This window comes from Kitasatospora aureofaciens (assembly GCF_001188955.3).
Taxonomy (GTDB): Bacteria; Actinomycetota; Actinomycetes; order Streptomycetales; family Streptomycetaceae; genus Kitasatospora; species Kitasatospora aureofaciens.
In genome coordinates, this window is sequence record NZ_JPRF03000087.1 from 227,647 (window position 1) to 243,734 (window position 16,088).

Consider the following 16,088-nt stretch of genomic DNA (forward strand, 5'->3'; position numbering starts at 1 on the left):
GGCTTGCACCGGGGCCGGGCGAACCGGAGCACGAGGAGGCCGATGAGCAGACGGCGAGGACCCCGCTGACGTACACGTCCACGGCCGTGATGCCGACGATCACGCCGGCGGAGACGGCACCGGGAGCGAGCGCGCGACGGAGGGGCCGCGGCTGACGTGCGCCCGCTCCTCGGGCTGGGTGACCGTCATCCGAAGGCCTTTCGGATGGTGTCCCACTGGTCGGGCGGGAGGTCGTCCCGGGAATCGCTGCGGGGTGGGTAGAAGGAGATGCCGTCGATCGCGGCGCCGACCACCGGCAGCCAGCCCTCCCAGTGGTCGAGGTTCCGGGTGGTGAAAACGGCCGCCAGCACATGGGGGCTCCACGGGTGCGGGATCAGCACTTCGAGCTGACGGACGGTGACGGCGCCCGAGCCCGGCAGGCCGTAGACCGCTCCGGAGACGGGGACGGTCAGGTCGCGGGCGACCACAGCGGCGCGGCCAGGAGTGAAGTCGAGGACGGCGATCTCCGCGTCGGGCCAGGCGGCGGTGAGCTGTTCGGCGGCGCGTTGCGGGTACGTGCCGCGGGGTTCCAGCGCCTCCTGGCGGAGGAAGAGGCTGAGCACGCCCTGGGCGATCGTGCCCCCGTCGGTCGGTACCAGGCAGTTGGAGACGTGGACCGCGCCCTCACGCAGTTGCGCCTGAAGGGCGCTCTCGGCGGCGACGGCGATGCTGAGCTTCTGTTCGGGGCTCACGTCGGTGAGCGCGTCCAGCCCGTCCACGATGCGGCACATCCGGTCGCCCGGGTCCTCCGCCAGATCGACGGCGGTGAATCCGTCGGGCAGGGACAGCCAGAACGACGGGGCACCGGTGTCGACGGTCAACGGCCCGCACCCCACACGCCGGTCGCGACCGCGCTGCCGGCACCGAGCAGGCCGGCCACGATCCGGCTCTTGCCACTGCCCTCAATGGCGCTTCCGGTGCCGTTGATCACGTTGGCGCCGCCGGTGGCGCAGTTCACCGCCGCGGTCAGCCCGGGGCCGGCGTCGTCCTGGGTGAGGCCGTACGCGGTGGGCGCGGTGAGCGCCACGGTAGCGGTGGCCTGTGCGCCGTCGGAGATGTTCATCGCGGTGGCCTTCGAGAGCCCGAGTCTGACGGCGGGTTTCTCGATCGCCGTGATGAAGACAGGCCCGGCCGGGTCGATCGCCCTGGCGGTGGCACGGACCTCGGTGGCGCCGACGCCTACCGATGCCCTCACGCCGGTCCCGGCGGCCCGGGCGGTCCTGAACGCGGTGAACCCGCCCTTGAGGACGGCCCCGCCGGGGATCGCGCCGAGGAGGTCGCCGGCCAGGGTCAGGTCGTCGCCCAGGTTCGCCATGCTGGTGGGCAGCAGCCCGCTGATGCCGTACTGCCGCGCGTGCGCGCCCGCGGCCGCGGCGCTCAGCAGGATGGCGGGCAGCGCGAAGGCGGGGAAGAAGATCGCCGCGACGCCGCAGACGCCCGCGGCCACCGTGAGCAGGTCGGCGCCGTGGTCCTTCAGCCAGGTGCCGACCTTGCTGAGCCGGCCCGGCTCGGGCGGCGCCTTGCTGTCGGCGGCCTTGCGGATGGCGGTGGCGGTCCTGTGGGCGTCGGACCTGTGGCCCTCGGCGAGTTCGTGGGCCTGGCTCCGGAGACCGGTGAGGGTGGTGGTGGCACTGTCGAGGAGTTCGGCGGCTGCGTCGAGGTGCTTCCTGGCGGTGTTGTAGCGCTGTTCGGCGGCGGCGAGCGAGGTGTCGTCGGCGAAGCTCTTGCCGGCCAGTGCGAGGTCGGGGGCGGCGGCCGCGGTGCGGTGGGCCTGTTCGGCCTGTGCCCTGTCCTGCCGGGCGGTGACTGCGGCGCGTGCCAACTCGGCCGCCCTGGGCTGGTGTTCGGTGAGCGCCTGGTACCAGACGTCGAGGGCCTGGTAGGCGGCCGTGATCGAGTCGGCGGCGTCCTGGAGGTAGCCGGGGAGCTTGCCGAACCGGGCGGCGAAGGCCTTGGCGGCCTCGCCGGTCCACTGGCCCTGGTCGCCGGAGATCTGGGCCAGCGTGGTGTGGACGCCGGTGAGGTGCTGGGAGACCCGGCGCAGGCTGCTGCTGAGGCCGGCCACGGCGGCGGGGTCGCCCGGGGTGGGGTTGAAGCCGAGGCCGGACCAGTCGGGCGCGGGCTCGGGGGAGGTCATGACCGCCCCCGCGCGGGGGTGAGGGCCTTGGCGATGTCCTGCTCGGTGCCCGCGTAGGACTGCCGCGCCTTCTCCAGGCCCTCGTCGAGGACCTTGACGCATTCCCGGACCTTCTTGAGGCCGTACTCCCACTTCTCCTGGAAGTGCTTGCCGGCGTCCTCCAGGAAGTCGAAGCCGAGCCCGTCGCGGCTGGCCTCCTTGAGCGCCTTCAGCCCTTGGTCGAGCTCGTCCCCGCAGCCCTTGAGGTCCTTGGCGAGCTTGGCGAGGAATTCGGGACTGACCGTGAAATCGGCCACTTTCTCCCCCGGTGCGTCGGTTGTCGGACCGGCCGAGCATAACCCCGTTCGGTACGTGGGCGATCCGTACTGCGGGGGCACTCACACTTGCGGGGGAGGAAGTGGCCGGGGTGGGTCAACGGCGCCAGAAGCCGCGCTTCTTCGGGGCGACGAGCTGCACCACCGAGGCGACGAAGAGGTCGGCGACGGGGGAGGGGCCGGGGCCGTGGTTGAGGTGGCTCTCGGTGGTCCACTCGCCGAGGACGGTGCCCGGGCTGCCGTCGAACGGGTTGATCGCGTGTTCCAGGGTCAGGTACCGGACGGCGTTGGCGCCCTTGGGCAGGACGGAGGCGCAGAAGTACGCCTCGGTGGTGCCGGCCGGGGTGGGCAGGGTGACCAGGAGCAGGCGGGTGCCCTCGACCTCGACGTGACGGCAGTCGAGGCCGTTGCTGGGCAGCCGGTCCTCGGGCGGGAGGGTTTCGCCGAAGCTGTTCCAGAGCTTGGTGAAGGCGGGCACCAGGCTGCCGCCGTTCGGCGCCGGGCTGGTCACCTGGGGGCCGAACTTCAGCAGATGACGCGGGAGTTCGCGGTGCGCGAAGCGGTAGTGGTGCGGTCGCGGGTTCGTCATGGGGACACGGTAGCGAACGGGCCGGGCCGGGGCGTCGGCGCATCCGACGTCCCGATCCGGCCCAGGCAGTTGAACTGACGATCCGTCGGTGACTGTCGTCAGTGACTGCCCTTGAGGTTGAGTACGACCACCCCGACGATGATCAGCGCGATCCCCAGGATCTGCAGCTTCCCCAGCGACTCGCCGAAGGCGACCACGCCGATCCCGGCGACGGCCGCCGTCCCGGCCCCCGACCAGACCGCGTACGCGACCGAGACCGGGATGTGCTTGAGCGCGCGGCCGAGCAGGAAGAAGGACAGCGCGTAGCCGACGCCCACCCCCAGGCTGGGCCAGAGGCGGGTGAACCCCTCGGTGAGTTTGAGGCAGCTGGTGGCGCAGACCTCGCTCAGGATGGCGAGGGCGAGCAGAACGTAGGGCATGTCGCTGTCAAACGGCCGGGGCGGCGCAGAGCTTCCCCAACAGCGCGAGGTCGGCCCGCTCCAGGCTGTCCAGCAGGGTGATCCGGTCGCCGTCGGGCATCGGGACGGCGGTGGACGGCACGGCGAGCACCGCGCAGCCGGCCGCGGCGGCGGAGGCGACCCCGGTCGGGGTGTCCTCGACGGCGACGCAGGCGGCCGGGTCCAGGCCGAGCCGCTCGGCCGCGGCCAGGTACGGGTCCGGCGCGGGCTTGGTGCGGGCGGTGTCCTCGGCGGCCAGGGTGACGGCGAACCAGTCGCGGCCGATGGAGGAGAGGACGAGGTCCACCACCTGGCGCGGCGAGGCGGAGACCAGCGCGGTGGGCACCCGGGCCTCGCGCAGGGCGGCCAGCAGGGCGAGCGCGCCGGGGCGGGGCACCGTCTCGGCGGCGACCTTTCCGGCGAAGGACTCGCCCAGCCTGGCGGCGAGTTCGGCCTCGGGGCGGGTGGTGCCGCTGGCCCGGTGCAGGTGGGCGGCGGTGTGCTCGACGGCCTGGCCGAGCACCTCGGGGGCGTCCCGGTCGGTGAGCGGGTGGTCCAGTTCCTCGGCGAGTTCGGCGGCGGCCTGCCACCACAGTTGCTCGGTGTCGACCAGGGTGCCGTCCATGTCGAAGAGGACGGCGGCGGGCAGTACGGATTCAGGCATGGCGGTACCTTCGGTGGTTCTTCGGTCGGTGCGGGGACGAGGTTCTCAGGCGGCGCGGCGGTCCACCAGCACCGGGCGCTCCGGCAGCGTGAGCCCGGCGCGTGAGCCGGCCGGCAGGGCGGCGGCGGCCTCGGTGGGCAGGTCGGCCTTGACCTCGGTGCCGTCGTCCAGGCGGACGGTGAGCCGGGTGACGGCGCCCAGGAAGGACGCGGTGACCACCAGCGCGGGGCCGGCCTCGTCCGGGCTGAGCAGGACGTTCTCCGGGCGGACCAGCACCTGCAGCTCGCCGTCGGCCGGGACCTCGCCGTCGACCGCGTGCCGGCGGCCGAGCACCTCGACGCCGTCCGAGGTGCGGGTGCACGGGATGCGGCTCATGGTGCCGACGAACTCGGCGACGAAGGCGGTGGCCGGCCGGCCGTACAGCTCGGACGGGGTGGCGCACTGCTCCAGCTTCCCGGCCCGCAGCACGGCGACCCGGTCGGCCATCGACAGCGCCTCCTCCTGGTCGTGGGTGACGAACAGGGTGGTGATGCCCAGCTCCTGCTGGAGGCGGCGGATCTCCTCGCGGAGCTGGAGGCGGACCTTGGCGTCCAGCGCGGACAGCGGCTCGTCCAGCAGCAGCACGCGCGGCTGGAGGGCGAGCGCGCGGGCGAGTGCGATGCGCTGCTGCTGGCCGCCGGACATCTGGTGCGGGTAGTGCTCGGCGCGGTGCGGCAGGCCGACCAGCTCCAGCAGTTCGTGGGCGCGCCTGCGGCGCTCGGCCTTGCCGGTGCCGCGCATCCGCAGCCCGAAGGCGACGTTGTCCAGCGCGGTCAGGTGCGGGAAGAGGCTGTACGACTGGAACACCATGCCCGCGTCGCGCTTGTGGGCGGGGATCGCGGTGATGTCCTGGCCGTCGACCAGCACCTCGCCGGAGTCGTGCTGCTCGAAGCCGGCCAGGATGCGCAGGGCGGTGGTCTTCCCGCAGCCGGACGGGCCGAGCAGGGCGAGCAGTTCACCGGGCCGGACGGTCAGGTCCAGGCCGTCGAGGGCGGTGGTGGCGCCGAACGCGCGGCGCAGCGAGCGGAACTCGACGGTGGCGCTGCCCGAGGTGGTTCCGGGGGCGAGCGGGGCGCCGTCGGCGAGGACGGTGGCCGTGGTCATGGCTGATAACTCCTGGAAAGCGGTGGGTGGTTCAGGACCGGGCGGCCTTGCGGCCGCGGCCGACGGCGGACATCAGCAGCAGGACGAGCCAGACGATCAGCAGGCTGAGCATCGAGACCGCGACGGACATCTGGCCGTCGCTCTTGCCGTTGGAGTTGATCCACACCGAGAAGGGGGTGAAGCCGAGGATGGAGGCGGTGGTGAACTCGCCGAGCACCAGGGCGACGGTGAGCACGGCGGCGTTCAGCAGCGAGCTGCGCAGGTTGGGCAGGACGACGGTGAACACCGCGCGCAGCCAGCCGGCCCCGCAGTTTCGGGCGGCCTCGACCAGGGTGACCACGTCGACACCGCGCAGGCCGGCGTCGATCGCCCGGTAGGCGAACGGCAGCGCCATCAGCACGTACGCGATGACCAGGACGACCGGGAAGTTCGGGTCCTGGATGGCCACGACGGTCTGGAAGAACGGGGTGTCCTGGAGGTAGTCCGGGCCCCAGCGCAGCACGCCGATGATGCCGGTGGTGAGCGCGACGACCGGGACGACCAGCGGCATCGAGCACATGATCTCGATCACCGGGCGCAGCCTCGGCGCGCCGAGCCGGGCGGCGAGCACCGCCGGGACGAGCAGGAGCAGCAGCACCACCACGGTGACGGCCGCCAGTTCGAGGCTCAGCACCAGGCTGTCGGTGAAGCCGGGGGCGTTCAGCAGCTCGGTGTAGGCGCGGAAGGTGGTGCCGCCCTTGTTGTCGTCGACGCTGAACCACAGCGAGGCGGCCATCGGCACCGCGAAGTAGATCCCGCAGACCAGCAGGACCAGGCCGCGGCCGAAACGGATGCGATTGATCAGGCGAGCCACTTGGCACTCCGGCGCTGAAGGGGCAGGTACAGGGCCATCACCAGGCAGGCGACCACGATCATGTCGAGTCCGAGGGCGAGGGCGAGGTTGCCCTGGCCGACCAGGACGTTGCCGGACAGCGCGTCGCCGATCTGCATCGAGATCAGCGGCACCGAACTGCCCACCATGGCCTCGGCGGTGGCGTACGCGGCGAACGAGGCGCCGAACAGCAGCACGAAGCCGCCGAGCAGCGAGGGCAGCAGGACGGGCAGGGCCACGTGCCGCCAGTACTGCAGGGAGGTGGCGCCGTTGTTGGACGCGGCCTCGCGCCACTGGGCCTTCAGGCCCTCCAGGGCCGGGGTGATGGTGATGACCATCAGCGGGACCAGGAAGTAGAGGTAGACCACCGACAGGCCGGAGAAGGTGTAGAGGTTCCAGCCGTGCTCGGTCAGGCCGAGCTTCCTGGTGACCTCGCCGGAGTTGCCGAGGGTGGCGACGAACATGAAGGCCAGCGGGACGCCGCCGAAGTTGGCGAGCACGCCGGAGGCGGACATCACGGCCTCGCGGAAGGCCCGGAACCGGGAGGTCGCCACGGCCTGGGCCAGCGGCAGGCCGACCACGGTGGCGATCAGCGCGGTCAGCAGGGAGAGCTTCACGCTGCCCCACAGGGCCGTCCAGTACGCGCCCTGGAGGGAGCCGGTGAGGTTGTCGGTGGTGAAGGTGCCGCCGCCGTCGGGGGCGTCCGAGGAGGTGGTGAAGGCGCCGACGGCGATCGCGACGGCGGGCAGGCCGAAGCCGATCGCGAAGAAGAGCACCAGCGGGAGGGCGGCGAGCCAGGCGCGGCTGCCGCGGGCCCGGCGTCCGGCCGGGCGGGGTGCCCCGGTCTGCACAGCCGTGACGGCCGAGGCGGTGGGGGAGGAGGCGGGGCCGGGGGCGCCCCCGCCGCTCTGGGCGGCGGAGGCGGTGGCCGGCACCGGGGTGGGAGCCGTGGTCATCTCAGGTCAGCCCGCGATCGCCTTGGCCCAGTTCTCGGTCACGACCTTCTTGGCCGCGTCCGTCTGGTCCTGGGTCGGGAAGGTGGTGAAGGGCTTCTCGACGGTCGGCAGCTTGGCGGCGGCGGTCGCGTCCAGGGTGCCGGCGGTCTTCATGGCGTCGAACAGGGCGGGGGTGGCGTAGCCGCCGAGGAAGCCGTTCTGCCCCTGGGCGCTGTAGAGGTACTCCTCCCACAGGCGCGCGGCGGCCGGGTGCGGGGCGTCCTTGTTGATCGCCTGGTTGTAGTACTGGGCGTAGGAGCCGTCCGAGGGGATGGACACCTGCCAGTCGATGCCCTTGTCCTTGAACTTGTCGCTGTAGCCGGCGTTCAGGTACGACCAGTCGATGCTGATCGGGGTCTCGCCCTTCTCGATGGTCGCCGGGGTGACCTCGACCGGGTTGAAGTTGCCGGCCTGCTTGACCTTGCCGAAGAAGTCGATGCCGGGCTGGATGTTGTCCAGCGAGCCGCCGTTGGCGAGCGCGGCCGCGTAGACGGCGCCGAAGGCGGCACCGGCCTTGGTCGGGTTGCCGTTCAGGGCGACCATGCCCTTGTAGTCGGGCTTGAGCAGGTCGGCGAAGGTCTTCGGGCAGGCGGACACCTTCTTGGCGTCGCAGCCGATCGACATGTAGCCGCCGTAGTCGTTGTAGCTCAGGCCGTTGGCGTCCTTCATGGTGGCCGGGATCTTGTCGAAGTCGGTCACCTTGTACGGGGCGAGCAGGCCCTGCTTGCCGGCGCTGATCGCGAAGGCCGAGCCGAGGTCGACGACGTCGGGGGCGCGGTCCTGGCCCTTACGGGAGGTGATCGCGTTGATCTCGTCCTGGCTGGAGCCGTCCGGGTTCTCGTCCTCGATGTCGATGCCGTACTTCGCCTTGAAGTCGTCCATCAGCTTGCCGTAGTTCGCCCAGTCGCGGGGCAGCGTGATGACGTGCAGCTTGCCCTCCTTCTTGGCGGCGGCGACCAGCGCGTCCATGCCGCCGAAGTCGGCGACCGAGGTGGCGGTCTTGGCGCTCTTGCCGCCCGCGAGGTCGTTGCTGCCGGCCTTCGCGGAGGAGGAGCCGGCGGAACCGCAGGCGGTGAGGGACAGCGCGGCGGCGGTCAGAACGGCCGCGAAGGCGGCGGAGCGGGCGCGGTGCAGGGACACGGGTCAGTCTCCTGAGACGGGGGAACTGCAAGCGGGTGTCTTGAACGGGGGATCAGCCGGGTGGCGCGGTCCGGAGCCGTCCGAGGAGAGTTCGGAACCGTCCGAGTTGACTAGCCAACTTCGCTGACGGGGGTAAGTAACCCGAAGTCCGGTGACGGGAAGGTGAACGGACGGCCCAGAACCGGGGTCGGCTGCGGGAACGGTGGAATCCGGCCATCGGAGCGTGATCCGTTCGATGCGATGCTCGAACCGCGCAGCGGGATAGGGTCGGGCTGTCCGCGCCGGCACGGCTGCGCTGGACACCGCCCCAGGAGGGACATTGACTGACGTGGCAGTAGAGTCCGGGCGCCCCGTCGAACGTGCGACCGGCGAGCGTGCGACCGGCGCCCTGTACCGCAAGGTCGCCGCCGACCTGCGCGAGGCCATCACCACCGGCGCGTACGGCGAGGCGGGCCGGCTGCCCGCCGAAGGCGCCCTCGCCGAGCAGTACGGGGTCTCCCGCGGCACCGTCCGCCAGGCCCTCGCCGTGCTGCGCTCCGACGGGCTGGTCACCTCCCGCCGGGGCACCCGGAGGGTGGTGCTCGGCGGCGCCCGGGTGCAGAGCTTCTCCGAACTGCTCAGCTTCACCCACTGGGCGTACTCGATGGGCGAGGAGCCCGGCGGCATCCTGGACTCACTGGTGCGCCGCCCGGCCGACGCCGCCGAACGCGACCAACTGCGCCTGGAGCCGGGCGCCGAGGTGTACGTGACGGTCCGGCTGCGGACCCTGTCCGGCACACCGGTGATGGTCGAGCGGACCATCTACCCGCCGCGGGTCGGCGAGATCGTCGCCGAGCTGCCGCCGGACGTCGTCTCCCACACCGAGGTGCTGCGCGAGCACGGCATCCTGTTCACCGACGCCGACCACACCATCGACATCGTCGCGGCCAACGCCGAGGACGCCCGGCTGCTCGGCTGCCGCCGCGGCGGCCCACTGCTGCGCGAGCGGCGCCGCACGACCGACCCGACCGGCACGCCGGTGGAGTGGTCGCAGGACCGCTACCTGCCCGGGACGGTGGCGTTCAGCGTGCACAACTCGCTGGCGACTTCGGCGCTTTCGCGGCACGCCCGGGAGCTGGACTGAGCTCCCGGGCGTTGTTCGGTCACTTCATCAGTGCCGCGAGCAGCGGGCGGTAGTGCTCGAAGTCCGGCGTCTTCGCGCCGGCCGTCTTGGCCTGCTCGTCCCAGCGGCGGACGGCCATCGCGTCGACGGCGCCCGGGAGTCGGGCGAAGTCGGCCGCCTCGCGGTCGTCCATCGGGCCGCCCTGGACGGTGAGGGTGTACTTGGAGGCGGCGGACAGCTCGGCGCGGTAGCCGGGCTCGGCGGCGCACAGGTAGCGCTTGGCGGCCACGTGCAGCCGCACCGGCTCGGTGACCTCCGGGCCGAACCAGCGGGCCAGCCAGTCGGCGCCGCTGTCGCTGTGATGGTTGTCCTGTCCCTGCATCAAGTCGCGCCCGCGCACGGCCCCTTGGAAGTGTCCGACGTCGTGCAGCAGTGCGGCGGCGATGAGGTGGTCGGGAGCCCCGGCGGCCTCGGCAGCGGCGGCGGCCTGCAGCATGTGCTCGGCCATGGTGACCGCCTCGCCCAGGTACTCCCCGGCTCCCTCGCCCGTGAACAGCTCGGCCAGCTCGTCCAGGGCGGCGGTGCGGCGGTGCAGGACGGCGAGGGTGCTGTGCAGGGCGTCCAGGTCGGCGTAGCAGCCCTGGAGATGGCGCCGGCCGTCCTGCTGGAAGGCGGTACGGGCGTGCAGCAGGCGGGTGTTGTCGAAGACCAGGCAGTCGCCGGGGCCCAGGCGGAAGGTGAGCCGGAGCTCGGGGCGCAGGGTGATCGCGGCGAAGCGGCGGTAGGCGGCGTAGAAGGCCTCCACGTCGTCCGCTCGGAGGGTGCCGAGCGAGCGGTTGTTGAAGCGGACCTCGCGGATCCGGCCGAGCGGGTCCACGTCGATCAGCGGGCGGTCGGCGCGCAGTTCGGTGCGGCGGTCCCGGAAGACGAAGGGGACGGGAGTGCGGGTGAGGGTCTCGAAGTCCTCGGGGGCTTCGTCGCGGAGGGCCGCGGCCGCCTTGAAGCCGTCCACCAGGCCGGAGTCGCCGCCGGTCGCCGAGTTCTCCAGGCAGTGCAGCAGTTGGAGGGTGGGGACCGGGTCCCGGTAGGGGTTGTCGGTGTGCGGGGTGATGGCCCTGTTCGTGAAGGCGAGGTTGTTCGGGTCGGGCTCGATCCGGACGTCGAACAGCTCGCCGTAGTTGGTGACCCGGACGTAGCCGAAGCTCTCGGCCACCCGCAGCACCTGGCGCTCCACCGTCGGCACCCCGCGCAGCAGCGCGAAGCCGCTGCGCCGTACGGCGGCGAGGACGGCGGCCTGCTCGGCGGGGTCGGTCAGGTACGCCTCCCAGTCGGCCCCGGGGATGCCGCGCGCGAAGTCGGCGGCCGTCCAGAGCCGCTTGCCCTGCTCGGTGCGGCCGTCGCCCGCCTCGTCCGTGTCGTGCAGCCAGGTGAGCGGGTAGCGGGAGCGGTGGCCGTCGGACCAGAGGACTTCCAGGTTGCCGTCGAGCTCCTTGCTCGCGGCGATGGCGAGGTCCGGCGGCAGATCGCTGATCTGGAACAGCTTCTGCCCGTTGCGCGGGTCCCGGCACTCGCCGCACGGGCAGTTGTCGCGCAGCCAGTAGGGCGGCGGTTGCTGGGTCATGGGTCTCCTCCTGGGCTGAGTTGTACAGCCAACTTCACCTCTCGAGGAGCTTGCCGCTCCCCGGTGAGTTCCGCGTGCCGGTCGGATGAACGTCCGGGGAACGGTCCGTCGGGACCGCCGTCAAATCCCTTGCGCCGACGGCTTCGACCTGCTCGGATATGCCAGTGCCCGATCAAGATCAACACCAGGACGTCGACGTCCTGGTGGACATGACCCCCGTCGCCCCCGTCCCGACCGTGGCCCCATCGCCGGGCTCACGCCAGCGGCTCTGGCTGACCCTGGGCGCCTTCGGGTTCGCCGCCTTCATCGCCCTCGCGCTTGCCTTCGCCCACGACACGGCCAGCCTCGGCGCGTACCGCTACAACCCGCCGGAGGAGTTCCTGGGGCTGCCGCGCCTCCCCGCAGGGCAGATCCCCAAGGCGTCGACGGTCGCCAGGGGCGTGAAGGTCACCGGTTACCAGACCTCGGACAGGTCGCGCACCGTCGCCGTCACCGTCCGCGAGCTGCCCATCGTCTCGCCCTCGGCCACGGTCGACACGGTGATCACCGAGTCGACCACCGGCTTGCACGTCGAGAGCGTGCGCACCGTCGACCCGGGTGAACGCGGCGGCGTCATGAAGTGCGGCCACACCAGCGGCATGAAGAAGGCGGGGAAGCCCCAGGACATGGCCTTCTGCGTCTGGGCCGACGGCAGCATGTGGGCCGTCTACGGAGAGCACGGCGACGACGTCACGCTCGACACGGACGACCTGGCTAACGACGCCCGCAAGTTCCGCCACCTCGCCGAGGTGCGGGCCTGATGGCCGAGCACGAGCAGACCGCCGACACCGACCGCCGTCACCGGCGTCCCGGCCGACGTCGCCCCCGCCGGGCGGCCCCGTTCCGGGCATTCTGGGGCGGGCCCACATGCCGTGAGCCGCTGCCACCGTTCGGGTGAGGGCGCAGCTCGGAGGGTGTTTCGGGGTGAAGGGACCAGCCCGGGCTGCGGCACTGTCGGGGTGGACTCCCTCCCCCCGATGCGAGAGGCGGCTGTGCCGTGGGCCAATCCGATACCACCTCATCGCCCCCCGCGGGGCACGGCGGGCTGAAGCGTGAGGTCGGCCTCGCCGGGCTGCTCTGGGCGTCGGTCGGGGCGATCATCGGGTCCGGCTGGCTGTTCGGGGCGCAGAAGGCGGCGGTGGCGGCCGGGCCCGCCGCCCTGCTCTCCTGGGGCATCGGTGCGGTGGCGATCGTCCTGCTGGCGCTGGTCCACGCGGAGCTGGGCGGGCTGTTCCCGGTCGCGGGCGGCACCGCGCGCTACCCCCACTACGCCTTCGGTGGCTTCGCCGGGATGTCGTTCGGCTGGTTCACCTGGCTGCAGGCGGCGACCATCGCGCCGATCGAGGTGCAGGCGATGATCAACTACGCCCAGCACTGGTCCTGGGCGGACGGCTTCCTGAACAAGGACCTGACGCTGACCGCGACGGGATTCGTGGTCGCCGCCGTGCTGATGGGTGTGTTCGTCGCGATCAACTTCCTCGGTGTCCGACTGCTCGCCCACACCAACAGCGCCGCCACCGTCTGGAAGGTCGCGATCCCGGTCCTGACGATCTTCGCGCTCGGGATCACCGGGTTCAACGGCTCCAACTTCACCGTGCACGGGTTCGCGCCGGACGGCGCCAAGGGCGTGCTGGCGGCGATCAGCAGCAGCGGGGTGATCTTCGCGCTGCTCGGGTTCGAGCAGGCCATCCAGTGGGCGGGGGAGAGTCGCAACCCCCGCAAGGACATTCCCCGGGCGGTGATCGGCTCGGTGGTGATCGGCACGATCATCTACGTGATGCTCCAGGTGGTGTTCATCGGCGCGCTGCCGCCGGAGACCGTCGCGGGCGGCTGGACCAAGCTCACCTACCCCGGCGTCAGCGGCCCGTTCGCGGGCCTCGCGACGCTGATCGGCCTGGGCTGGCTGGCCACGATCCTGTTCATCGACGCGGTGGTCTCACCGGCCGGCACCGGGCTGGTCTACATCACCTCCAGCTCGCGGGTCACCTACGGCCTCAGCCGCAACGGCTACGCGCCGCGGGCCCTCCAGTACACCGACCGCAACTCGGTGCCCTGGCTCGGGCTGCTCATCGCCTGGATCGCCGGGGTGATCTGCTTCCTGCCGTTCCCGAGCTGGCAGCGGCTGGTCGGCTTCATCACCTCGGCCGTCGTGCTGATGTACGCGGGCGCGCCGCTGGCCTTCGGGGTGCTGCGCAAGCGGTTGCCGGGGATGGAGCGCTCGTACAACCTGCCGGGTGGCACGGTCGTCTCGCCGATCGCCTTCGTGGTGGCGAGCCTGGTCATCTACTGGGCGGGCTGGGACACCCTGTGGCGCCTCGGGCTGGCGATCGTGATCGGGTACCTGCTGCTCGGCGGGTACTCCGCGTACGCCGCCTCGAAGGGGGTGCCGAACGCGCCGCGGATGGACTTCAGGGCGGGGCAGTGGCTGCCCGTCTACCTCATCGGGATGGGGATCGTCTCCTGGCAGGGCAGCTTCGGCGTGGGCGCGCAGGGGAACCTGCCGCTGTGGTGGGACATCGGGGTGGTGGTGGTGTTCTCGCTGGTCGTCTACTACTGGGCGCTGTCCGTCGCCCTGCCGGCGGAGGACATCGAGCGGAACATCCGCGGCGTCGAGGTGGTGGACGCGGGCGGACACTGACCTTCCCGGTCTGCGGCGGCCCCCGGTTCGTCCGAACCGGGGGCCGCTCGCTTGTGTCAGACAGTCGCGTCCCAGGCCGCCTCGGCGGCCGCCAGGGCCTTCGCGCCGTCGGCCTCCGTGGCGTCGGCGAGCGCGGTGAGGCAGGCGCGGACGGTGTCCAGCCCGGACGCCTGGCCGTAGTGGTTGACCCGCAGCATCTCCGCGGCCAGCGCACCGCCGCCGGGCTGGATCGGCAGCGCGGGGTCGAGGGTGGCGGCGAGTTCGGCGGCGTGCAGGCCGGCCGGGGTGCGCACGGTGGTGGCGACCGGGGCCGCGTGGGCGTCCTCGCGGACGAACGGGGTCAGCGTGCCGAGCGCGCGCACGCCGGCCCGGGTGGCGGCGGAGGCGGCGCGGTGGCGGGCGATCACGGTCGGCAGGCCGTCGGCGGCGATCCGGTCCAGGCAGGCGCCGAGCGCGAGCATCTCCAACTGGGCCGGGGCGTGCGGGAGTACGGTGCGCCCGGCGTCCGTCCAGCGCTCCTTCCAGTCGAGCAGCGAGAGGTAGGAGCGGCGCGGGGCGGCCGGGTTGGCGGCGATCCGCTCCCAGGCGCGCCCGGAGACGGAGACGGCGGAGACCCCGGCCGGGCCGCCCATCGCCTTCTGGCCGCCGATCACGCACAGGTCGATGCCCCACTCGTCGGTGAGCAGCGGCTCGGCGGCGACCGAGGCGACCGCGTCGAGCATCAGCAGGGCGCCGTGCTCGCGGACCGCGGCGGCGATCTCGGCGACCGGGTTGGTGTTGCCGGTGGCGGCCTCGGCGTGCACCAGGGAGACGAAGTCGATCTCGGGGTGGCTCTCGAGCGCCTCGGCGACCTGCTGAGCGCTCACCGCGCTGTCGAACGGCACGGCGAGGTCGACGACCGTGGCCCCGCAGGAGCGCAGCCAGTTGCCGAAGGTCTGCCCGTACGGGCCGGTGACGATGTTGAGTGCGGTGGAGCCGGGGTGGGCGGCGCCGCGGATCGCGGCCTCCAGCGGGAGCAGGGCCTCACCCTGGGTGACGATGACGTCGGCTTCGGTGTGCAGCAGCGCGGCCACCTGGTCCTCGATCGCCGCGAACCCGGCGGCGCTGAGCGGGGGGAGGTCGAGGAAGTGGCTCACGGCATGCGGCCTTTCGCAGCGGGGACGACGGGTGCGGCAACGAGTCTGCCGCATTCTGACTGCTTACACGGAACCCGCCCGTCGGTAGAGTGCGGCCATGAGTGATGGCGCGGTGCTGCACGTCCGGGGTCGGGTGCTGGTCGGTCCGGAGGAGGTCCGGGACGAACTCTGGGTGGTGGACGGCCGGGTGAGCTTCACCCGCCCGCCGACCGTCGAAGACGTCCGGACGGTGACCGGCTGGGTACTGCCCGGCCTGGTGGACGCGCACTGCCACGTCGGACTGGACGCGCACGGTGCCGTGGACGCGGAGACCAGCGAGAAGCAGGCGCTCACCGACCGTGACGCCGGCACCCTGCTGATCCGCGACGCCGGTTCGGCCGCCGACACTCGCTGGATCGACGAGCGCGAGGACCTGCCCCGGATCATCCGGGCCGGGCGGCACATCGCCCGCACCCGCCGCTACATCCGCAACTACGCCCACGAGATCGAGCCCGGCGACCTCGCCGCGTACGTGCGGGCCGAGGCCCGGCGAGGCGACGGCTGGGTGAAGCTGGTCGGCGACTGGATCGACCGGGAGCGCGGCGACCTCGCCGCCTGCTGGCCCGGCGACGCACTGGCCGAGGCGATCGCGGCGGCGCACGAGGAGGGGGCGCGGGTCACCGCGCACTGCTTCGCGGCCGAGTCGCTGCCGGACCTGCTGACGGCCGGGATCGACTGCGTCGAGCACGCCACCGGGCTGACCGAGGAGTTGATCCCGGCCTTCGCCGAGCGCGGGGTGGCCATCGTCCCGACGCTGGTCAACATCGCCACCTTCCCGGCGTTGGCGGCCGGCGGGGAGGCCAAGTTCCCGGCCTGGTCGGCGCACATGCGGCGGCTGCACGAGCGCCGCTACGACACCGTCGGCGCCGCGCACGACGCGGGCATCCCGGTGTTCGTCGGCACGGACGCGGGCGGCTCGCTGGCGCACGGGCTGGTCGCGGACGAGGTGGCGGAGCTGGTGAAGGCGGGGCTGAGCCCGGCCGAGGCGCTGTCGGCGGCGAGTTGGGGAGCACGGGCGTGGCTCGGGCGGCCGGGGCTGGAGGAGGGCGCGCCGGCCGACTTCGTGGTGTACGCGGAGGACCCGCGGGCGGACGTGCGGGTGCTCGCGGACCCGCTGCTGGTGGTGCTGCGGGGGCGGCCGGTGGGGTGACCCCGCGCGGTGATCGTTCGCGGTGACGCCCTGT

16 protein-coding genes are annotated in these 16,088 nt (G+C 72.4%); 4 read left to right on the top strand and 12 right to left on the bottom strand.

All coding sequences use genetic code 11. From position 1 onward, the window contains the following. Nucleotides 1-185 precede the first annotated feature (185 nt). From HS99_RS38240 to HS99_RS38285, 10 genes are all read right to left on the bottom strand, one after another. Nucleotides 186-860, bottom strand: a complete 675-nt coding sequence (locus HS99_RS38240; protein ID WP_030557647.1) for a hypothetical protein — start codon at nt 858-860, stop codon at nt 186-188. Continuing rightward, nucleotides 857-2,176, bottom strand: coding sequence for a putative T7SS-secreted protein (locus tag HS99_RS38245; protein ID WP_050366531.1), 1,320 nt, complete (start codon nt 2,174-2,176; stop codon nt 857-859). The genes HS99_RS38240 and HS99_RS38245 overlap by 4 nt, the downstream gene beginning before the upstream one ends. Then, complete coding sequence (locus HS99_RS38250) at nt 2,173-2,472, bottom strand: WXG100 family type VII secretion target (protein WP_050366530.1); 300 nt, start codon at nt 2,470-2,472, stop codon at nt 2,173-2,175. The genes HS99_RS38245 and HS99_RS38250 overlap by 4 nt, the downstream gene beginning before the upstream one ends. A 115-nt stretch (nt 2,473-2,587) precedes the next feature. Further along, the gene (locus HS99_RS38255; RefSeq protein WP_030285501.1) at nt 2,588-3,079 is read right to left on the bottom strand and encodes a hypothetical protein; all 492 of its coding nucleotides are present in this window, start codon (nt 3,077-3,079) and stop codon (nt 2,588-2,590) included. A gap of 98 nt (nt 3,080-3,177) precedes the next feature. Then, entirely contained in the window at nt 3,178-3,498 is a 321-nt protein-coding gene (locus HS99_RS38260) for a DMT family transporter (protein ID WP_030285503.1), read from the bottom strand. A 7-nt stretch (nt 3,499-3,505) separates the two neighbouring features. Then, nucleotides 3,506-4,180: an HAD family hydrolase gene (locus HS99_RS38265; RefSeq protein ID WP_030285506.1), complete on the bottom strand. Its 675-nt coding sequence runs from the start codon at nt 4,178-4,180 to the stop codon at nt 3,506-3,508. A gap of 45 nt (nt 4,181-4,225) precedes the next feature. Further along, nucleotides 4,226-5,323 carry an ABC transporter ATP-binding protein gene (locus tag HS99_RS38270; protein ID WP_030557644.1) on the bottom strand — a complete coding sequence of 366 codons (1,098 nt, stop codon included), beginning with the start codon at nt 5,321-5,323 and terminating at the stop codon, nt 4,226-4,228. Nucleotides 5,324-5,354: 31 nt separating this feature from the next. After that, on the bottom strand, nt 5,355-6,164 hold the full coding sequence (locus tag HS99_RS38275; RefSeq protein WP_030557642.1) for an ABC transporter permease: 810 nt from the start codon (nt 6,162-6,164) through the stop codon (nt 5,355-5,357). Next, nucleotides 6,164-7,150: an ABC transporter permease gene (locus HS99_RS38280; protein WP_078958678.1), complete on the bottom strand. Its 987-nt coding sequence runs from the start codon at nt 7,148-7,150 to the stop codon at nt 6,164-6,166. Before HS99_RS38280 ends, HS99_RS38275 begins: the two co-directional genes overlap by 1 nt. A gap of 6 nt (nt 7,151-7,156) precedes the next feature. Beyond that, complete coding sequence (locus tag HS99_RS38285; protein WP_030285518.1) at nt 7,157-8,329, bottom strand: ABC transporter substrate-binding protein; 1,173 nt, start codon at nt 8,327-8,329, stop codon at nt 7,157-7,159. Nucleotides 8,330-8,657: 328 nt separating this feature from the next. Here HS99_RS38285 and HS99_RS38290 point away from each other — a divergent pair, with 328 nt between their 5' ends. Further along, the gene (locus HS99_RS38290) at nt 8,658-9,452 is read left to right on the top strand and encodes a GntR family transcriptional regulator (RefSeq protein ID WP_078867398.1); all 795 of its coding nucleotides are present in this window, start codon (nt 8,658-8,660) and stop codon (nt 9,450-9,452) included. Between the two features lie 19 nt (nt 9,453-9,471). Here the strand turns inward: HS99_RS38290 and tmpA are convergent, their stop codons facing one another. Then, on the bottom strand, nt 9,472-11,052 hold the full coding sequence (gene tmpA / locus HS99_RS38295; RefSeq protein ID WP_030598112.1) for a 2-trimethylaminoethylphosphonate dioxygenase: 1,581 nt from the start codon (nt 11,050-11,052) through the stop codon (nt 9,472-9,474). A gap of 164 nt (nt 11,053-11,216) precedes the next feature. Between tmpA and HS99_RS38300 the strand changes: the two genes are divergently transcribed. Together HS99_RS38300 and HS99_RS38305 are read left to right on the top strand one after the other, a co-directional pair. Continuing rightward, nucleotides 11,217-11,852 (top strand): hypothetical protein, encoded by a 636-nt coding sequence (locus HS99_RS38300; protein ID WP_141763899.1) that lies wholly within the window; start codon nt 11,217-11,219, stop codon nt 11,850-11,852. Nucleotides 11,853-12,088: 236 nt separating this feature from the next. Beyond that, on the top strand, nt 12,089-13,729 hold the full coding sequence (locus HS99_RS38305) for an APC family permease (RefSeq protein WP_078938865.1): 1,641 nt from the start codon (nt 12,089-12,091) through the stop codon (nt 13,727-13,729). 56 nt (nt 13,730-13,785) lie between these two features. Here HS99_RS38305 and HS99_RS38310 read toward each other — a convergent pair whose 3' ends face one another. Continuing rightward, on the bottom strand, nt 13,786-14,865 hold the full coding sequence (locus tag HS99_RS38310; protein WP_030557634.1) for a pyridoxal-phosphate-dependent aminotransferase family protein: 1,080 nt from the start codon (nt 14,863-14,865) through the stop codon (nt 13,786-13,788). 97 nt (nt 14,866-14,962) lie between these two features. Between HS99_RS38310 and HS99_RS38315 the strand changes: the two genes are divergently transcribed. Then, nucleotides 14,963-16,054, top strand: a complete 1,092-nt coding sequence (locus tag HS99_RS38315) for an amidohydrolase family protein (protein ID WP_030285530.1) — start codon at nt 14,963-14,965, stop codon at nt 16,052-16,054. Nucleotides 16,055-16,088: the final 34 nt, after the last annotated feature.